At 46.3% G+C, this 18,649-nt stretch carries 12 protein-coding genes; 4 read left to right on the plus strand and 8 right to left on the minus strand.

The annotated features are described in order from the left end of the window. Positions 1–130 precede the first annotated feature (130 nt). Complete coding sequence (locus ACOJUO_RS13450) at positions 131–1,339, minus strand: F-box/WD repeat-containing protein (protein ID WP_422137211.1); 1,209 nt, start codon at positions 1,337–1,339, stop codon at positions 131–133. A gap of 637 nt (positions 1,340–1,976) precedes the next feature. Between ACOJUO_RS13450 and ACOJUO_RS13455 the strand changes: the two genes are divergently transcribed. Continuing rightward, positions 1,977–2,234: a hypothetical protein gene (locus tag ACOJUO_RS13455; RefSeq protein WP_422137212.1), complete on the plus strand. Its 258-nt coding sequence runs from the start codon at positions 1,977–1,979 to the stop codon at positions 2,232–2,234. A gap of 43 nt (positions 2,235–2,277) precedes the next feature. Here the strand turns inward: ACOJUO_RS13455 and ACOJUO_RS13460 are convergent, their stop codons facing one another. Both ACOJUO_RS13460 and ACOJUO_RS13465 read right to left on the minus strand, forming a co-directional pair. Then, a complete protein-coding gene (locus ACOJUO_RS13460) occupies positions 2,278–4,068 on the minus strand; it encodes a WD40 repeat domain-containing protein (protein WP_422137213.1) in 1,791 nt (596 codons plus the stop codon). 571 nt (positions 4,069–4,639) lie between these two features. Further along, positions 4,640–4,960 carry a hypothetical protein gene (locus ACOJUO_RS13465; RefSeq protein WP_422132528.1) on the minus strand — a complete coding sequence of 107 codons (321 nt, stop codon included), beginning with the start codon at positions 4,958–4,960 and terminating at the stop codon, positions 4,640–4,642. A gap of 150 nt (positions 4,961–5,110) precedes the next feature. Between ACOJUO_RS13465 and ACOJUO_RS13470 the strand changes: the two genes are divergently transcribed. After that, positions 5,111–5,287: a hypothetical protein gene (locus ACOJUO_RS13470; protein ID WP_422137214.1), complete on the plus strand. Its 177-nt coding sequence runs from the start codon at positions 5,111–5,113 to the stop codon at positions 5,285–5,287. Between the two features lie 124 nt (positions 5,288–5,411). Here the strand turns inward: ACOJUO_RS13470 and ACOJUO_RS13475 are convergent, their stop codons facing one another. After that, positions 5,412–7,193 (minus strand): WD40 repeat domain-containing protein, encoded by a 1,782-nt coding sequence (locus ACOJUO_RS13475; protein WP_422137215.1) that lies wholly within the window; start codon positions 7,191–7,193, stop codon positions 5,412–5,414. A 334-nt stretch (positions 7,194–7,527) separates the two neighbouring features. Between ACOJUO_RS13475 and ACOJUO_RS13480 the strand changes: the two genes are divergently transcribed. Continuing rightward, the gene (locus tag ACOJUO_RS13480; RefSeq protein ID WP_422137216.1) at positions 7,528–10,284 is read left to right on the plus strand and encodes a hypothetical protein; all 2,757 of its coding nucleotides are present in this window, start codon (positions 7,528–7,530) and stop codon (positions 10,282–10,284) included. A gap of 13 nt (positions 10,285–10,297) precedes the next feature. Here the strand turns inward: ACOJUO_RS13480 and ACOJUO_RS13485 are convergent, their stop codons facing one another. The 4 genes from ACOJUO_RS13485 to ACOJUO_RS13500 all read right to left on the minus strand — a co-directional run bounded on the left by ACOJUO_RS13485 (position 10,298) and on the right by ACOJUO_RS13500 (position 16,716). After that, positions 10,298–11,722, minus strand: a complete 1,425-nt coding sequence (locus ACOJUO_RS13485) for a hypothetical protein (RefSeq protein WP_422137217.1) — start codon at positions 11,720–11,722, stop codon at positions 10,298–10,300. Between the two features lie 314 nt (positions 11,723–12,036). Beyond that, complete coding sequence (locus ACOJUO_RS13490) at positions 12,037–15,129, minus strand: efflux RND transporter permease subunit (protein WP_422137218.1); 3,093 nt, start codon at positions 15,127–15,129, stop codon at positions 12,037–12,039. Beyond that, complete coding sequence (locus ACOJUO_RS13495) at positions 15,126–16,316, minus strand: efflux RND transporter periplasmic adaptor subunit (protein WP_422137219.1); 1,191 nt, start codon at positions 16,314–16,316, stop codon at positions 15,126–15,128. The genes ACOJUO_RS13490 and ACOJUO_RS13495 overlap by 4 nt, the downstream gene beginning before the upstream one ends. Positions 16,317–16,323: 7 nt before the next feature. Next, positions 16,324–16,716, minus strand: a complete 393-nt coding sequence (locus ACOJUO_RS13500) for a TolC family protein (protein ID WP_422137220.1) — start codon at positions 16,714–16,716, stop codon at positions 16,324–16,326. 486 nt (positions 16,717–17,202) lie between these two features. Here ACOJUO_RS13500 and ltrA point away from each other — a divergent pair, with 486 nt between their 5' ends. Next, on the plus strand, positions 17,203–18,510 hold the full coding sequence (gene ltrA, locus ACOJUO_RS13505; RefSeq protein ID WP_422132384.1) for a group II intron reverse transcriptase/maturase: 1,308 nt from the start codon (positions 17,203–17,205) through the stop codon (positions 18,508–18,510). Positions 18,511–18,649 lie beyond the last annotated feature (139 nt).

Consider the following 18,649-nt stretch of genomic DNA (forward strand, 5'->3'; position numbering starts at 1 on the left):
GATTGTCGCCTTGTCATAAGGCTCAAATCTCCACGCTCAACACGGGAAAGCACGATTGGTATAAGCTGCCGGGCAGGAATTGCAGAAGAAAAATGTGGACCCGGGCTAATGAGTGACAGCAAACAATCAGTCATTCATTCATACGAAGTTCAGTTATTTTTGCCGTGTTATCTTCATGGACGGTCAAGATGATTTCTATCCGCCATGATCCATCGTCCTTCTTGCCACAGATTGCTACGGTGCCATCGTTACTGCAGGTCACCAGATGGCGGCTATCGGCGCTGAATTTGGCTGACCTGACAGGTTTGTAATGGGAAATAATAGCTTTTTTTACCCATGACCCATCGTCCTGCTTGCCATAGATTATTGCTCTGCGATGTTCAATGGCCACCACATAGAGGCCATCGGCGCTGAATTCGGCTGAGTTTTCAAAGTCGTCATGGGAAATGATGGCTTTTTCTACCCATGAACCATCGTCCTGCTTGCCATAAATTTTCGCCTTGCCATCTTTACTGGCAGTCACGATATAGCGGTCAGCGGGGCTGAAGGTGGCTTCAAAGATAGATTTAACATGGGAAATAGTGGCTTTTTCTACCCATGATCCATCGGTACTCAGGTCATAAATTTTTGCGGTTTTATCGTCACTTGTGGTCACCACATGGCGGCTATTGGCGCTGAAAGTGACCGACCTGACCCAGTCATCATGAGAGATAGTGATTTTTTCTTCCCATGATCCACCGTCCTTCTTGCCGAAGATTTTCACTTTTCCTTTGTCAATAGGGATTATGACATGGTGGCCATCGGGGCTGAACTTAAACAAGTCCGATTTACCAAAAGCGGGGAATGTGGCTTTTGTCTCTAATTTAAATATTTCACATTCAGACATCAGTTTAGTGACAGTGGAAACGAACAAAACAGGAAAATACTTGCTCTCTTGGCGATCCATGATTGATTTGATTAATGCCTCATCCTTTGTAAAGCGCCTCAACCAACCCTCGAGTTGATTTTTGTCTTTTGAAGTGAGGGGTGTCTTTAGTAGCGTCTGGTGTGATAAAGCAAACTGGCGATACCATGCCTTTGCTATTAAATCAGCATTTTTGATAGTGATGTTAATGTGTGAATTTACCTGCGCTAATTTGGCAATATCATGAGCCTGCAAATAAGTACAGATTTTGGATTGAAGTTCCTCGGGCAATCTGAGCAATGGTGAAGGCTTTTTCCTTTTATGAATAAAGACGTTCCTATTCATGGCGGTACCACTTCTTCTTTCTGATCGAGACTGATCCGCTGTTGATGAAAGTGAGCCACCAAAACAGGAAAGGCTTTTTATGAAGTTCATGGCTCGTTTCCCCATAGTTATTATTTAAATTGGGTTGGTATTTAAAATTGACTGTGCAATTTAGAGTCGGTTTTATTGTGAGAGTTCAAGACATTGTTGTAAGCCTGACTAACAAAAAAGCAGGGTTTTGATCCGGGAAAAATGATCAATAAGTACTCAGCCATATGGAATCGAATATATCTGGCTTATTGGTCAGATGTTGCAGAAGAATATGAGGGTTTGGGCTAATGAGTGACAGTCAAATAAAATTGCAACAATCGCAAAATCAATTACGCTAGCAGCCTGTCGGACTTAAGTGTCCGTAGCGAGGATTGCAAGAAATTGAGGATAAAAATCTCTGTTTCTGAGGAGAATAGCGAGCTATTTGACGAAGAAACAGAGATTTTTAGACCAATTTATTGCAACCGCAGTAGGACAGTCTTAAGTCCGACAGGCTGCTAGGAGCCTGACCGAGAATAGACTGCCCTACTGCGGTGGCAGCAAATTGGTCTGAAAATCCGCTTTTGTTCGTCAAATAGCTCGCTATTCTCCTCACAAAACCGAATTTTCATCCTCAATTTTCTGCCGTCCTCGCTACGGGCGCTATTCTCGGTCAGGCTCCTAGACACAAGATAAATCGTCAAAAGGTGAATTTATCTTGTGGGGTTCAACTACAAAGCTAGCCAAGATTGAAGGCGTAACCAGCCAAACTATAAGGCGCAAGATCGAAAGCGGTCACTACGAAAAAGTGAAGCAAACCAGTGGTGGTCACTTCCGCATATTCATTAACCAGCAGAGGAAGATATGCTATACAAGAGTGAGTTCTGGAAAGCAAAAATCCAGCATTGACACGCAAAAGCGTATCTTACTCAAAGAGCACCCTGATGCAGAATTTATCATTGACAAGGTAGCTTGAACCTTGTCCATAACAGCGAGTGTTGCGCTCGCTGCCGATTTAATCAAGAGTCATTCATCTGTAGCTCAGTGATTTTCACTGTGTTAAAGCCATGGACGGTCAACACATGGCCATCGATGCTGTAGGTGGCTGATCCGATGGGAATATTGAGGGAAATGGTGGCTTTTTCTTCCCAGGTTCCATCACTCTGCTGGCCAAAAATTTTTGTCGTGCCATCGTCACTGCCGGTGATCACAAGGCGGCTATCGATGCTAAAGGTGGCTGATGTGACTCTCCCGAGATGGGAAATGGTAGCTTTTTCTTCCCAGGAACCATTGATACTCTGGTCATAGATTTTCACCGTGTTATCTTGACTGCGGGTAATCACATGGCGACTATCGGGGCTGAAGGTGGCTGAGTAGACAAAATTGTTATGGGAAATGATGGCTTTTTCTTCCCATGATTCATTGCCCTTCAGGCCGTAGATTTTCGCTGTGCAATCCCAACTGGCGGTCACCATATGGCGGCTATCGGGGCTGAAGGTGGCTGAATCGACACGATGATCATGGTAAATAATGGCTTTTTTTCTCCATAATCCATCGTCTTTCTTGCTGTAGATTATCGCCCTGCCATCGTAACTGGAGGTCACCAAATGGCGACTATCGTCGCTGAGTATGGCTGAGTTGACCCTATGCATATCGGAAAAGATGGCTTTTTGTTTCCATGCTCCATTGGCCTCCAGGCCATGGATTTTTGCACCGTGATGGATAGTGGTCGTCACCAAATAGCAGCCATCGGCGCTGAAGGTGGTTGATCTGACTGAATCATCGTGGTTAACGGCTTTTTCTGTCCATGATCCATCGTTCTGCTGGCTATAGATTTTCCACTGGCCGAATAAACTGGTGGTCACCACATGGCAGTTATCATTGCTGAAGGTGGCTGATATGACTGGCTCATCGTAGCGAATAGTGGCTTTTTCTGACCATGATCCATCGTCCTTGTGGCTATAAATTTTTGCCTTGTTATCACTACTGGCGGTCACCAGATGGCGACCATCGGTGCTGAAGATAGCTGAGAAAACAAATTTGTCATGGGAAACAGTGGCTTTTTCTACCCATGAGCCATCGTTATTCTGACCATAAATTTTCACCTCACCACCAACACTGGTGGTCACCACATGGCAACTATTGGGGCTGAAAGTGACTGTGAATACATTGTTATTATGGGAGACAGTGCTTTTTTCTTTCCATGATCCATCGTCCTTCTGGCCATAGATTTTTAGCGTTTTATTGTCAATGGCGGTCACCACGTGGCGGCCATCGGGGCTGATAGTAGACGTGCACAACTTGTTATTACCGGGGAGGATGGCTGTCTCTGATTTAAATGTTTTGCATTGAGACATCAGTTTAGTGAGAGTGAAAAAGAACAGCGCAGGAAAATAAATACTTTCTTGGCGATCCGTGACTGACTTGACTAATGCCTCATCCTTTGTAAAGCGCTGCAACCATTTCTGGAGTTCATCTTTATCTTTTTTAGCGACGATTGTCTTTAAAAGAGTCTGGTGTGATGAAGCAAACCGGCGATACCATGCCCTCGCCATTGCTGCATCATTTTTGAGCCTGTTGTTAATGCGTGAATTTGCCCGTGTTAATTGGGTAATATCATGAACTCGCAAATAGGTGAAAATTTTGGACTGTATTCCCGGGGGCAAATACAGCAATAATGAAAACTCATTCTTGTCGTGTACAGTGACTTTCCTACCCGCAGTGCTACCACTTGGCGTCTCTGGTGGAGATTGATCTGGTCTTGATGGAAGTTTATCACCAATACCGGAATGGTTATTTATGCAATCCATAATTCGTTTTTCGTGGTTATTTTTTTATCCCTGGTTGTCAAGGAGATTCAAAATTGATTCTGCAGCTTAGAGTCGGTTTTAGTGTGAAAGTTCACATTGTTCTCATGCTCTCTGGACAACTTCTAATCACAGGATTGATGGCAAACAATCAGTCATTAAGTACCTAACCAGTTGGTTTCGCATATTCTGGGCGGCGGCTTTTTCCACCCTTCTGCGTTCCAACTCTGGTTGCGTAGCTATGGCTACGCGCCCGTCGTTGCGCCTTGAAGGATGAAAAAATCCACTTGCCAGAATATGCGAAACCAACTGGCCAGGTACTTAATCTCTAGCCTGTAAAATGTCGTTCTTCCCTCTCAAAATTTTTCGCGAAACCCTTCAGCAATTTTTTCCAACTTAGCCATTACAACCCTACTTTTTATTGGTAGTTAGTACTTTTTTTTGTTTTTTCACTCAATCGATCGAATTGAGCCTCGGAGGGATTAAAACGTCCTTTCCCATCCCTTCTTTCTGTCTTTCCTCGATGATTCTGATCATCTTCCAGGATTTCAAATCAGTTGGTTATCGCTGGCTTTTATGTTTTGTTTTCGCATTCAACAAATTCCCCCAAGTCATCATCTGACCTGGTTCTCAGCTTTTCAGTCATCTGCTCAACCATCTCATCGGTTGTAGTAAAACGACCAGGAACACTCCTCAACTCAGAAGTGCCATGTTGAGCATACTCGCAAAATGCGGTCATTTCCTCAAACAGCTCAGCCGGTACAGCATAGAACTGAACCTCATTATTCGAGGTCACTGCGATTGCCTCTCCCTGGGCTTCCGCTATGGCATTGCCCGGATTGGTTTTGAACTTACTAATAGAAGTCGTGAACCCACAAAGCACTCTCTGCAACATAAAATCACCTTATTTAGATTAAAATTAAATCATTATTTAGACTAAATATAACACTATATTTAGATAACAGGCACAGGCAAGGGCGCAAATACCGAGGAAGACAGTCACTCCGGGGATATCCTCACACTGAAATTAACTCAGGAAGGGGACGTGATTGGCACGCTGAACAAAGATTTTGCTGGTTATAGTGAAAAACACAGCCTCAATAAAAACGCCTTCCTGGAAAAGGATATGCATATCGGAAAAGATGGCTTTTTGTTCCCATGCTCCACCGGCTTCCAGGCCATGGATTTTTATACCGAGATCGATAATGGTCGTCACCTATAGAGCAATTTACCAGTGACAGCAAACAATCATTTATTCATCTGAAGTTCAGTGATTTTTGCCGTGTCATTTAACATGTGTTGCAGCAAAATAATGTGGCTCTGAGCTAATGAGTGTTCGCAAACATTTAGCTATTCATCTGTAATTCAGTGATTTGTACGCTGTCACTTGCGGTCAACACATGGCCATCGATGCTGAAGGTGGCTGCCCCGATCGGATCACGACGGTGAATGATGCCTTTTTCTTGCCATGATCCATAGTTCCCCTGGCCATAAATCTTCGCCGTTCCATTGATACTGACAGTAACCAGGTGGCGGCCATTGACGCTAAAGCTTGCTGATGTGACAAGACCAACATGGGAAATGGTGGTTTTTTCTTTCCACGATCCATTGACCTTTCGGCCATAGAGTTTCACCGTGTTATCTTCACTGCAGGTGATTACATGGCGGCTATCGGCGCTGAATTTGGCTGAGAAGAAAGTATCTTTATCGCGAATGACGGCTTTTTTTTCCCAGGATCCATTGTCCTTCTGGCCATAAATTTTCGCCTTACCATTTTTACAGTAGGTCAGCAAATGTCGGCTATCGGGGCTGAAGGTGACTGAATTGACATGTTTATGGGCAATGAAGCCTTTTCGTTCCCATGATCCATCCTCCTTATGGCCATAGATTATCGCCCTGCCATCGTGACAGTTGATCACCAAATGGCGATTGTCTGCGCTCAGTGTTGCTGATTTGATGCCTTTATTACGGATGGCGATTTTTTTTTCCCAGGAACCATCGGCCACCAGGCCATGGATTTTCACCCTGTCATCGATACCAGCAGTCACCAAATAGCGGCCATCGGCACTGAAGTTGGCTGAGAAGATATAGTTGTCGTGGGAAACAGTGAATTTTTCTACCCATGACCCATCATCCTTCTGGTAATAGATTTTCGCCTCCTCATCGTCACTGCGGGTCACCAGGTGGCGGCTATCGGGGCTGAAGCTGGCTGACAAGACTTTATCATCGTGTTGAATAATGACTTTTTCTTCCCATGAGCCATCGTCTTTGGGGCCATAAATGATCGCCTTGCAATCATCACTGGCAGTCACCATCTGTCGGCTATCAGGGCTGAAGCTGGCTGACCTGACCCTTTCTTCATGGGAAATAGTGATTTTTTCTTCCCATGATCCATCGTCCTTCTGACCACAGATTTTCACAGTTTTATCGTCACTTATGGTCAACACATGGCGACTATCGGGGCTGAAGGTGGCTGAGTTGACGGTGTCTTCGTGAGTGATAGTAACTTTTTTTTCCAATGAGCCATCGTCCTTACGGCCATAAACTTTCACCCTGTTATCTCTACTGCAGGTGATCACATGGCGACCATCGGGGCTGAAACTGGCCGATTTCACACCAGCACTATCGGGGAGGGTGGCTCTTCTCTCTAATTTAAATGTTTTACATTCAGACATCAGTTTAGTGAGAGTGGAAAAAAACACAGCAGGAAAACAAATACTCTTCTGGCGATCCATGACTGACTTGATTAATGCCTTGTCTTTTGTAAAGCGCCCCAACCAAGCCTCAAGTTGATTTTTATCTTTTGCAGCGACGATTCTCTTCAGCAGAGCCTGATGGGATGAAGGAAACTGGCGATACCATGCCTTTGCCATTGCTGTATCATTTTTGAGTGTGTTGTTAATGTAGGAATGTGTCCGTGTTAATTTGGCAACGTCATAATCCTTCAAATAAGTAGAAATTTCGGATTGTATGTCCGGGGGCAGATCGAGCAACATTAAAGGCTTGTTCTTGTTACCTTGAATAACGTTCCTACCCAGAGTGGTACCAGATGATGTACCTGATCGAGTTTGATCCGGAGTTGATGTCAGTGAGCCACCAAAACAGGAAAGGCTTCTTATGAAATTCATGGCTCGTTTCTCCATAATTTTAACTTTAGTTGGCAGGGATACCCAAAATTGTTTCTGAGAGTTAGATTCGGTTTTAGCATGAAAGTTCAAGACATTGATGATAGCCCGACCAACAAGAATCCGTTGAACGATAAGTGAATCCCCAGACGTTTATGGAGATATTTTTTTGTTCTTGTCATTGAACCTTTCTCATTGTCAAGAGTCTAAGTGCAAAAAGATTACTAACAAATCAACCGAAAAATTATAATTTCATGCTGCACAGCGATACTGAGGGAGACTTAAGTTTACGATCTCCAGATTAAAGTATGTGTAACAATCAGGAGGTAAATTTTTAATGAATATTCGCCCGAACCCAAGCCCACTACCCGTTAATTCAGACACTGAACCCAAAGGGAGCAGTTTATCTAAAAGCTTTAAAAGGCAACTGGATGTTTTGGACCCAGATGATCCGCACTCCTCCAAGCTGCCATCTTTAACCCTGGTTGCAGCATTCCCCCCTGAAAGTAACATTAATGCTCGATCGGTCACTACACTTGAACCCTTTATCAACTCAGATGCCGATAAACCCTGCAAAATGATTCCATGGGGCGCTGAATTCGAGCGTATTTATCAATCCCTGGAGCAAGAAAAAGATCAGGAGATCGAAGCCCAGGTAAATGCTCTCAGTGATGCTCAGATTCAAAGTCTATTCACTGTTACCCGACCCTCTCAAAACTGGGTAAGATCTGAACCTACGAATTCACTTATTGAATTGGCCGTCGTTACCGAAAAGGCAGGCCATATTTTTTTCCAGGTTTTATTTGACCGACTGTCTTCGGAAGAACTACAGCATGCACTGTTAGAACCATACGATGACAACAAAACGTTTTTACATCTGATATGCTGTGTTATGGATAAACCATTACTCAAGAAGCTGGAAGAGAAAATAGATAGACAAACCCTTTTGGAGATGCTCACCCAACCCATAAATGACCTTGCTTCTCCCCTTGCATTTGCCTGTCTCTATAATAAAAGTACCCATCTGTTTGACACCGTCTTTGATGAAAACAGGGAATTGATTGTAAAACTCCTGAAGGGGAGTCCCGACCTTGATCAAAGCATACTACAGTTCATGTGCAATGACAGAGCAAGGCCCGGTGGAGCCCTCCAGCTAAGGACTGAAAAATACTTTCACCGTATTCAACAACTGTTATGTAAGCTGAACCCGCAGGAACGCTTTGACGCTATCCAATTTACCGGAAAATCCAATGAGTCTGCTTTACTATGGGCCTGCACAGGCACACGACTCCATTCTGATGAATTGGTATTGATACTGACTGAAGAATTGGATGATGTTCAAAAAGCCAGGCTTTGTACCGTGCAATCGGAAACGGGCCATTCACTGATACAAAAGTGCCTTGAGCTTAACAAGCTTGATAAAGTTGCCTCTCTCTGCATGACTATCCACGATCAATCACTGAGGTTTAAGGTGCTGTCGATCTGCACATTGGAAGGCCATTCCTTCTTTAAACAGTGGCTTCTCAACTCTAATGATTCTCATAGAGAAATTGAAAAAGGTATAGAGTACATGCTGCAGGATATGATCGCTTACCACCGGATTCTGATCATTGCTGGTGATCGACGTATTTGGGATCAGACAATCGACGGTACTGATCATCAGAACATCACACGGCAGCAAGAGCAAACTCCGATTGTAGAGGCCATGAACAGAAGTAAAATGAAATTGGCTGAATTTCTCTGGAAGCAGATTGCGGATCCAGAATTAAGAATTAAACTGCTGCTTTACAAAACCAGACATCAGGCAACCCTGTTGCAGCATATGCTTGATGTCAGGGAGCAGTGGGATTACTTCAAATACAGGATCATGAACACCAGTAACGAGGCCTTGCAAAATTCATTTGCTGCTGAATTGTACTATCATGCCTTAGCTGCCAAACGTTTTGTTGATGCAGAATATTATTTCAGCCAAATAAGTGATACAAAATTAAAACAAGATCTATCGAACGATCCCAAATATTTTTTAATGAGTATCTCCAGGAAAACAGAGGCGGATATTGAACGTTTTTTCAGTCAGAAAACTCCATCCCAATTAACAGAATCTGTAATCTATATACTTGAACAAACTTTCTACAATAAAAAATCCTTGCCGGAAAACCTTCTTCACGTGATTACATTGCAGAAGAATGCAGTCAATAAAGATACTTTTTCCAAATGGGCTACAAGTCCACAGCAAGGTGAACAATGCCCAATAACCACAGCCCTGAGTCGATACGTCATAGCTTACCGCAAATGGAAATGTCCTAAGGAATTCAAGTTCTATCCTGATAGCAGTGAACAGCGGGAAATGCTAGCCTGTTTGAATATGCAGATATTCCAGGGAATAGTAAGCATGATGAGTGAGGAGAAAGTAAAGGAGTTCTTCTTCTCTTTACAGGATGGTCATTATAAAGTTTTACATCTGTTTATCTATAAAGAAATCCTGAAAAACATAGTTTATTCCCTGGGTGATTCGGGCAAAGCCTTTCTTGAACAAATAAATCCTGCGACCGGTGGAAATGTATTGCATATTCTGTTTGAGCCCAGGCTTATTGATTCTGAAGATACAGAACTGAATGATATCATTAATACCGTCAATTGGCTGGATGAAAACTATGGATTAAGCCTGTTTTTGCAAGGCCGTATGAAAAACGATGGCTCAACTCCTTTACATTTACTATTCTTGGCAGCCGACAATTCAACATTACTATTTGATAGTATTGATTCACAAACATTACAAGAGCATATTATGAATCGGCTATGTCAACCAAATGCAGATGCTCTCCTGCTGGTTGAGTTATTTGAGCTTAAAGACAATAACGGCTGCACACCGCTGCACAATTTCTTTTCCTGTAAATATATCAATAAAAAAATCGGTGATCTTTTAATTCAAAAACTTGGTCTTGAAACATTTTTTAAGCTAATGCACATCAAAGACAACCAAGGCAATACTGTTATGGATCATTTTTCAAAACGCAATAATCATTTGCGTGAGAAATACCAAAATTTGTTTGAGACACAGCTTCCCAAAGATCATGATTGCTCTGTTTTATGAAAGTATTTTTTAGTCATTTTTGCCTGAAGATAAAAAAAGCTTGCTTTATGGCTCTTAGCCTTTTTAAGGCTACAGGCCCGAGTCTTTGATGGATTCTTTTGTGGGTCATCAGGTCTTGGGCGCTTCTAAAGTGACGCCCGCATGGCCTCCGTTGATTATCGGGCCAGGCCACTATTACTTCGCAGGTATGTCGGTGGCATCTGCTTTTGTGAACCGACAGACTCTGGCTATTGGGGAAGAGCTTTGCGCATGGCCTCTGCTGACCATCCTGCCTGACCACTGTTATGTCACAGAATCTTTGCCCGGAGTGACATCTTGCTTTGTGATACATCATGGTTCTGGCATCTTGGAAGACCGCTCCGCATGGCCGCAGCTGGCCGTCCGGCCCGATCATTGTTTCGTAACAGGTATTTTGGTGAAATCTTCTTTTGTGATCCATCAGAATTTGAGCATTTTGGCAGATTGTCCCGCACAGCATCAGACGGCCATTGGGCCCGACCACTATTCTGTGACAGGTTTGTTGCCCGGTGTTGTCTCTGTTTTGGTAAACCGGCAGCGCCTGTGCTGTCGTTGCCGGGAGGGAGGTGGGTGGCAACCGGGTAAGCGAAGAGGAGAGCCTGACTTTTCTGGAAGGGACGCTCTGTCGATCGGAATCTTCATTGAGCCTTGACCATTGTTTCGGTCTTGCTCCTGATTGTCGGAATTTACAAACGCCATTACAGCTATCTGCCAAACAATTTAAACCGAAAGTGTGCTGCTGGTGTTCAGGGTCTCCATTACCGTCGCCAGAGTCAGAAGGCGGGTGACTGGTAATAGTGCCTCTAAGCCGGGTGGTTGTCCCTGAAGCTTGTTGGTCGGATGATGCTGCTGGCTGGCCATGTTTTTGGTCATGTTGTTGGTCAGCTCCTGAGTCAGAGGCCATGGTGTTGATCACAAATGGATACTCCTCCTGTGTCAACATCAATGCTGCCTCTTGTTGTCCCATCGGGTTAAACAAGGGTGAATCGGGGTTCCAATAGCTTTTCAGAAGCAGGCCGACAGTGATAAACGCTTCTATAGGTGGCCATGAATAAGGGTTGGAGTATAGAGGACTGTCCTGGGTGTGCAGGATCATTTCATAAGCAATCAGCAGCTTCGTGGCGTAAAGCCATTGCCACGAAATTGACTCAATGATGGTTGTTTTTATCCCGTAATCATAAGGATAGTGTCGTTTTTCATCAGGGAGCGAGTCTGAACCTGCAAAGTGGCTTGCGTCAGCAACATTGGATGGGTTGCCTGACAATGTATGGTGGTGGTCTGGCTTCAAAGAAAAGCTCTGGTATGGAGAATCTGAGTCAGGTTGAAGCTCGACAATAAAACGTCTTGTCAACGCCTCGGCCTGACCGATGACAGTCAGCGAAAGCAACAGCAGCGTTGCAAAGCGTGAATGTTTAATCATCCTATCCTTGCCTTCTGGTTTACAGGGAGGAAGGATAGACCAGGAAAGCCACAAGAAATGGCGATTTTTGGTTCAGAGACCTAAGCAGCCTGTCGGACTTAAGACTGTCCTACGCGGCAACTGCTCCTGCGTTGCTCTAGCTCCTGCATCCATGCAGTCGTGCGGTTGCAATAAATTGGTCTAAAAATCCCTGTTTCTTCGTCAAACAGCTCGCTATTCTCCTCAGAAACAGAGATTTTTATCCTCAATTTCTTGCAATCCTCGCTACGGACGCTTAAGTCCGACAGGCTGCTAAGGCATTGTTCCGGTTTACATCAATAAGCTTGCCCTGCCTCCCACTTAAACCGGCTTTTGATATCATGCCCAACGCCAATCAGACAGGGAATGATGGCCAGAGTGATAAATGTGGCAAAGAGAATACCAAAGCCCAGGGAGATCGCCATGGGGATGAGCATTTGAGCTTCACGGGATGTTTCGAAAATCATCGGAGCTAAGCCGCCAAAAGTGGTCAGTGTCGTCAGGATAATGGGGCGGAATCGTCGGGTTGCGGCCTTATTAATCGCTTCTCGCCAATCTTTACCATCTTTTCTGTGCTTGTTGTAAGTAGTGAGTAGAATAAGGCTGTCGTTCACTACAACACCACAGAGTGCTATAACGCCCATAAAACTGATCATACTCAGGGTGTAACCCAGTATCATATGACCCAGGAAAGCACCTACCAGTCCAAAGGGAATAGCTGCCATGACCAGCAGCGGCTGGGTAAAGCTCTGAAAAGGTATAGCCAGCAGAGCGTAGATCAGAAGCATGGCCAGCAGGCTCGACTTCAGCAGTGCGCTCATGCTTTTTGCCGCACGTTTCTGGTCTCCTCCCAGGTCGATTTGCAGTCCCGGATACTTTGCCAAAAGCTCGTCAAACACATTTTTTTGCAAAGAGCTGATGATCTGAGGTGTAGAGCCTCTGGGGTTCACTTCTGCGGTAATATCAACGGTTCTGTTACCATCCCTGCGGATGACAGTTGATGGTGCAATGCTATGGTCTACGGTTGCGACACGAGTCAGAGGAATATAGTTGCCGTCGTCAGTACGAATCATCATGTTGAGAAGGTCGGCTTCACTCTGTCTCAGTGCTTCGTTCAACATGACTTTTACCGAAACTTCGTTTCTTCCTTCCTGTTGTTTTATAGCAGTGACTCCAAAGAGAGCATTGCGCAATTGCTTTGAAATATCATCAGCAGTGAGTCCCATTGCCATGCCTTCCTGACTGATACGGATATCCAGCTGAGGATTACCACTGGCAAAACTACTGGAGATATCTGTGACTCCGCTAAACTGTTGCAGTTGCCGTGAGAGGAATTCACTGGCCTGACTAAGAACTTCAGTGTCGCTGTGGCTCAGTTCAACGGTCAGGGCAGGATCACCTCCCGGTCCATGACCCGTCGTTGTGTAAGTGATACTCAGCAGGCCGTTCATTTCACCATTGGCTTTCCTCCAGAGTCTGGCAACTTCAGCCGTATTGATTGGACGTACATCAGGAGCCGTCAGGTTCAGAGAAACTCTGATCACCTCGTTCTCAATGATGGTTGTAAGGCCGCTAACCAGTTTATCGCCGCCATTTTCCCGGGCCAGCTTCTGAGCGCCAGCTTCAATGATTGCCAGAGTTTCCCTGATTTTACTGTCTGGACTACCGTATGGGAGGGTCGCGATGACCCTGACAAAGCTGGCATCGGTTCTGGGCATCAGATAAAAGCCCAGCCTGCCGCTGGCTTGCCATGCTCCAACCAGCACTACAATAGCCAGGGCAACGGAAAGTGACAGGTATTTATGATTAAGAATGCTGTTTAGTGCTGGCTTGTATCTTGTGTTTATAAACGACATTAGACGTTTGTTGGCACTTTGTTGAACGCTGTCCAGCCATTGACCTGCTTTACCTTTTGGCCTGTCTTTCGTTTGCCCCAGATGGGCAGGGAGAATAAAAAGGGCCTCGACCCATGAAATAGCGAATACGCTGATGACCACCAGCGGAGTGGCCTGCTGTAGCTTACCCAGCATTCCGGGCAGGGTCAGAATCGGGAGAAAGGCTACCATGTTGGTCAGGATACTGAACGTCAGTGGTACGGCGACGTCTCTGGCGCCAAGAATAGCTGCTCTGGAAAAACTCATTCCTTCCTGACGACGATGATAGATGTTTTCACCGGCAATAATGGCATCATCCACCACAATTCCAAGGGCGATGATAAAGGCAAACATGGAAATAATGTTGATGGAAACATCCATTCCGGGCAGTAATAGCATTGCTCCAAGAAAGGATGTCGGAATCCCCATGGTGACCCAGAAGGCCAGGCGGTACTCCAGAAACAGGCTTAGAAGAACCAGCACCAGTAGCAGCCCCAGGAATGCATTTTTCAAAAGCAGGTTCATCTGGTTTTTGAAGTTTACCGAGTCATCATCGGTGATATCGATGCTCACTCCGGGAGGCAGTTCCGCCCTTATCTCAGGCAGAATATTTCTTACGGTATCCGATACACCGATGGGCGTTTGTTCTCCTACACGGTAAACAGTCAGTCCGGCTGCCAGCTGACCGTTATAACGTGCTTCCATTCCGTCATCGTCGAATTCATGGCTGAGTGTGGCAATGTCTCCCAGTTTCAGGGTGCTGCCACTGGTCATTGATTTGATCGGAACATCACGAAAAGTGTCAACCTGTTCACGACGTTCCTGAACCCTTACACTGATGTCGCCCCCGATAGCGTTAATTTCTCCGGAAGTTTGATCGAATGCCTGTTGACTGATAGCTTCGGAGACCTCTCCCAGAGTCAATTCATAACGTTGAAGCTGATCTTGATCGATACTGATCTGAATCTCATGCCCTGGTTCCATATCCAGCTCAATCTGGGTGAGTCCGGGGTCTTGCAGTAAACGGTCGCGAACGTTTTCTGCCAGAGTACGCAAAATCCGCTTGTCGACATCACCGTAGATCATGATTTCCATGACTTCTCTTTTACGACTCTTGACGGATATCCTTGGTTTTTCAGATTCTTCCGGCAGCGTGGTGAGCCGGTTTACTGCCTGATCAATTTCCTGAAGCATCTGGTTGGCATCATACCCTTCCATTACTTTGACGGTGATTGAGGCTGAGCCTGAAACCGAAGTTGAGTTGATCTCATCAATGCCTTCAATGCCCCGGATGGCATTTTCAACAGGCAGTACAATACCCAGATCGATCTCTTCGGGTGTTGCTCCCGAATAACTGACAGCGACCTCGATCCGATCAACATTGAATTCCGGCATAATTTCTTTCTTGATGCCCCAGGTGACAAACAGGCCGCCGATAATCAGAAAGAGCATCAGGAGATTCGGAGTGATTTTGTCACGGGCCATCCACGCGATAGCGCCTTTATTTTCGTTCATGGCTGCTTACCTGCAACAAAAGGCTTTTCAGTTCTTCGCAAGGGCAGGCCATCGACAGGGGCAATCAGCGAGGAGCTGACCAGTTGGTCACCATCTTCAAGACCAGAAAGCAGGATCGCTTTTTCGGAATCACGGTATACAGGTGAGAGGGTACGAATCTCAAGACTGTTATCCCGGGTTAACAGCCAGACCTGATGGCTGTTTCTTATCAGTGCTTCAGGCACGACAAAGGCATTGTCCACTTTTTTGCCCAGGATCTCTGCTCGGAGCAGGTCATTAATCATGACGGGAGGTTTATCGTTATTCTCTTCTCGTTGAGCCAGCGGGTCCTCAATCTCAATAATGACTTTTGCCATCAGAGAACCGTCGTTCAGTTCCGGAGATACGGAGATCAGTGTTCCCTGACGGGACTCCGTACCCCAATCCGGGCTGGTGATTTTCACCGCACTACCGGCAGGGTCTTCGTTGGCAAAATTCAGCCATTGCAATTGACCGGCAGGCACTTCCATTTCGATCCAGAAGCGGTCAGTAGAGATCAGCACCATCAAAGCGGTGCTGTTGTTAACCTGACTGCCGGGGTGAATAGTGTTGCTGATGATCTGGCTATCAAACGGAGCTGTTATGTGTGTTCTTCCAAGGTTCAGTTTTGCCTGATCCAGATTCGCCTGAGCCTGACTTAAGGCTGCTTTGGCGGCTTCCAGTTGAGGTTGCCGAAGGACCAGGGCTTCTTCTTCCGGAGAGAGCGTATTGCCTGTCAGTTCGTACTCCTGCCGGGCGATATTCTGCTGTCCCTGCTCCAGCTTCAATTCCGACCATGCCTGAGCGACAGCGGCTTCCTGTTCCCGAACAAGAATCTGATATTCATCCTGATCCAGAGCCACAAGCAGCTCACCTTTCCTGACACGGGAGCCGGGCACCAGACCATCAAGGATACCGTCGACCCTGCCACTGATCTCAGGATAAAGAGTGACCCGCTGACTGGGGATAACGGTACCCAGACCCCTGACACGAATGTTGACGGTTTGTTGTTCAACGGTAACCGTTTCCACCATTTGGGCTTTTTTCCCGGGTTCGGCACGACCGGCTTTGGGGGAGGTCGTCATCAGCAACCATGCTGCAATAACCGAGATAACAAGGATCAATAGAGGAGCAGCAGGTTTTTTCAGGTGTTGGATGGGGGGATTCATTTTCATATCAGTGTGTGAGCAGAGCCTTGTCTTGTTCAGTGCTTGCCATGCTTCCATGCCGGACGAGCTTTTCTATGTTCAGATCACCTGCCAGAGCTCGGTAAAGTTGAATTCGCGCGGCCAGAAGATTGCCCTTGCTAATCAGTTTCTGTTGTTCCAGATCCAGTCTGCTGTTTTGTGCGGTTAACACTTCAAGAAAAGTGCTGTCACCATTCTGATATCGGGTGAGTTTGAACTGTTCTGCCTTCAAAGCTAACGACAATTGTTTGTCAATACTCTCTAGGAGCCTGACCGAGAATAGCGCCCGTAGCGAGGACGGCAGAAAATTGAGGATGAAAATTCGGTTTTGTGAGGATTGCGCCTTGCAAGCGCGTAAAATCTTGTGACCTGAAATGGTCATCGCGGTAAAGCTGTGGTCGGCAGCCGTGTACCGAGTCTTGCGTGGTAGAAGGTAACGACTACTGCGAAGCGTAGACAGGGTGATAACAGGCCGTAACGTCTGCTAAGGGATAATTAGCCCCGAAATTGAACGTGGTTGAAGTAGCTGACCTTCTTTCTCAATGGGGAAAGCGGAAGTCGGGAGCTCCGCTAATGACAAGGCATCCCGACTGCTTCCGGGGTTCGTACCCACGGCATGTTATCGAATGATTTTACGTGAACAAGGGAGATCCTGAACGTTCAGGCGGAGCCTGTAGGGTCCGACGAGCCTGTAAAGCAAGAACGACTTGATGACGTTCAGGAAGTCAGACCAGCTGATAGTACTCCGAGGCGGGGAGAGCCCGTCACATGGGGAAGCGGCTGGCGGTATTTGAGCCTTTCCAGGGAAACATGGGCTCCACATCTGAGGGAGTTACGGTCTTTTACGCAGTGAGAAGGTAAACCAGCCATGGCAACGGGACTGGAGAGGGTAGCAGCGAAAGCCCGGAGTTATCCGAAACTTCGCTTTACAAGTCTGGCACATCATATTACCCCGGCGAGCCTGTGTATGAATCTGAACAAGATTCCACACAACACATCGCCCGGAGTCGATGGGCTGACTGTCGAAGAGACAAAGAAAGACTTTAAGCGGTGGTTGGAACAGACACTGACGTCTATCCATCGGCAAGGCTACAAGGCACCGCCGGTCAAAAGGGCATGGATACCCAAGCCGGGAAAAAAGGAAAAGCGCCCTCTGGGTGTTCCCTGCATCAATGACCGGGCTTTGCAGCGAAGTGTTGCTGATGTGCTGAATGCTATTTATGAGCAGGACTTTTTGCCCTGTTCCATGGGTGGCAGGCCACGACTGGGAGCGCACCATGCCCTGTCCACTTTTAACGAGGTGGTTTCAGGCCGAAAGGTCAGCTGGGTGCTGGAAGCGGACTTGAAGAACTTCTTTGGGAGTCTTGACCATGGATGGCTGCTTCGTTTTGTGGAACACCGGGTCGGTGATCCCAGAATCCTGAACCTTATACGGCGCTGGTTGAAAGCCGGGGTGATGGAGGCCGGGGAGTTGCAAGAGTGTGAAGAAGGTACGCCTCAGGGTGGGCCGATCAGCGTAGTTCTGAGCAACCTGTACCTGCATTATGTACTTGACCTCTGGTTCGAGTGCATGGTCAAGCCTCGGCTAAAAGGCGAGGCATGGCTGATCAGGTACATTGATGACTTTGTGGTGTGTTTTCAGTATCGCAGTGATGCGGAGCGGTTCATGAATGTGCTGCCACAGCGACTGGAGAAGTTTGCGTTGAAACTGGAGCGGGATAAAACCCGGTTAGTCAGGTTCGGACGTTTTGCCAGTCGTGGGGGAAGACGACCGGAAACGGTTTACTTCCTTGGCTTTACGCACTACTGCACAAGGAATCTGAAAGGAAACTTCATGGTGGGAAGGAGAACGGAAAAATCCCGCCTAAGACGCAGCATAGCCAAACTGAAGGAACTGCTGAGACGAATACGCCATGAACCGCTGCACGAACAAGTGACAGCGATCAATCGACGGTTGAGAGGGCATTATGCGTATTACGGTCTGGGAGGAAACTTCCGAAGTATGGAGAAGCTTTACCGGTTTGTTGACCGCTACTGGTACAAGATGCTGTGTAGCCGATGCCGGAAAGGCAAGATTCCATGGGAAAAGTACCATAACCTCAAGCAGCTTCTGCCGCTACAGAAACCGAGGATAATGCTGCCTTTTATGGCAATGAAATCCATGGCTGTGCTGTGAGTCAAATATCGAAGAGCCCGGTGCGGGAAATCCGCACGCCGGGATCTGAGGGGGTTGGAGCTACAATTGGTAGCTCCTTCTACCCGGTGAATAGCGAGCTATTTGACGAACAAAAGCGGATTTTCAGACCAATTTGCTG

It is taken from the genome of Endozoicomonas sp. ALC020 (genome assembly GCF_049275935.1).
Taxonomy (GTDB): Bacteria; Pseudomonadota; Gammaproteobacteria; order Pseudomonadales; family Endozoicomonadaceae; genus Endozoicomonas_A.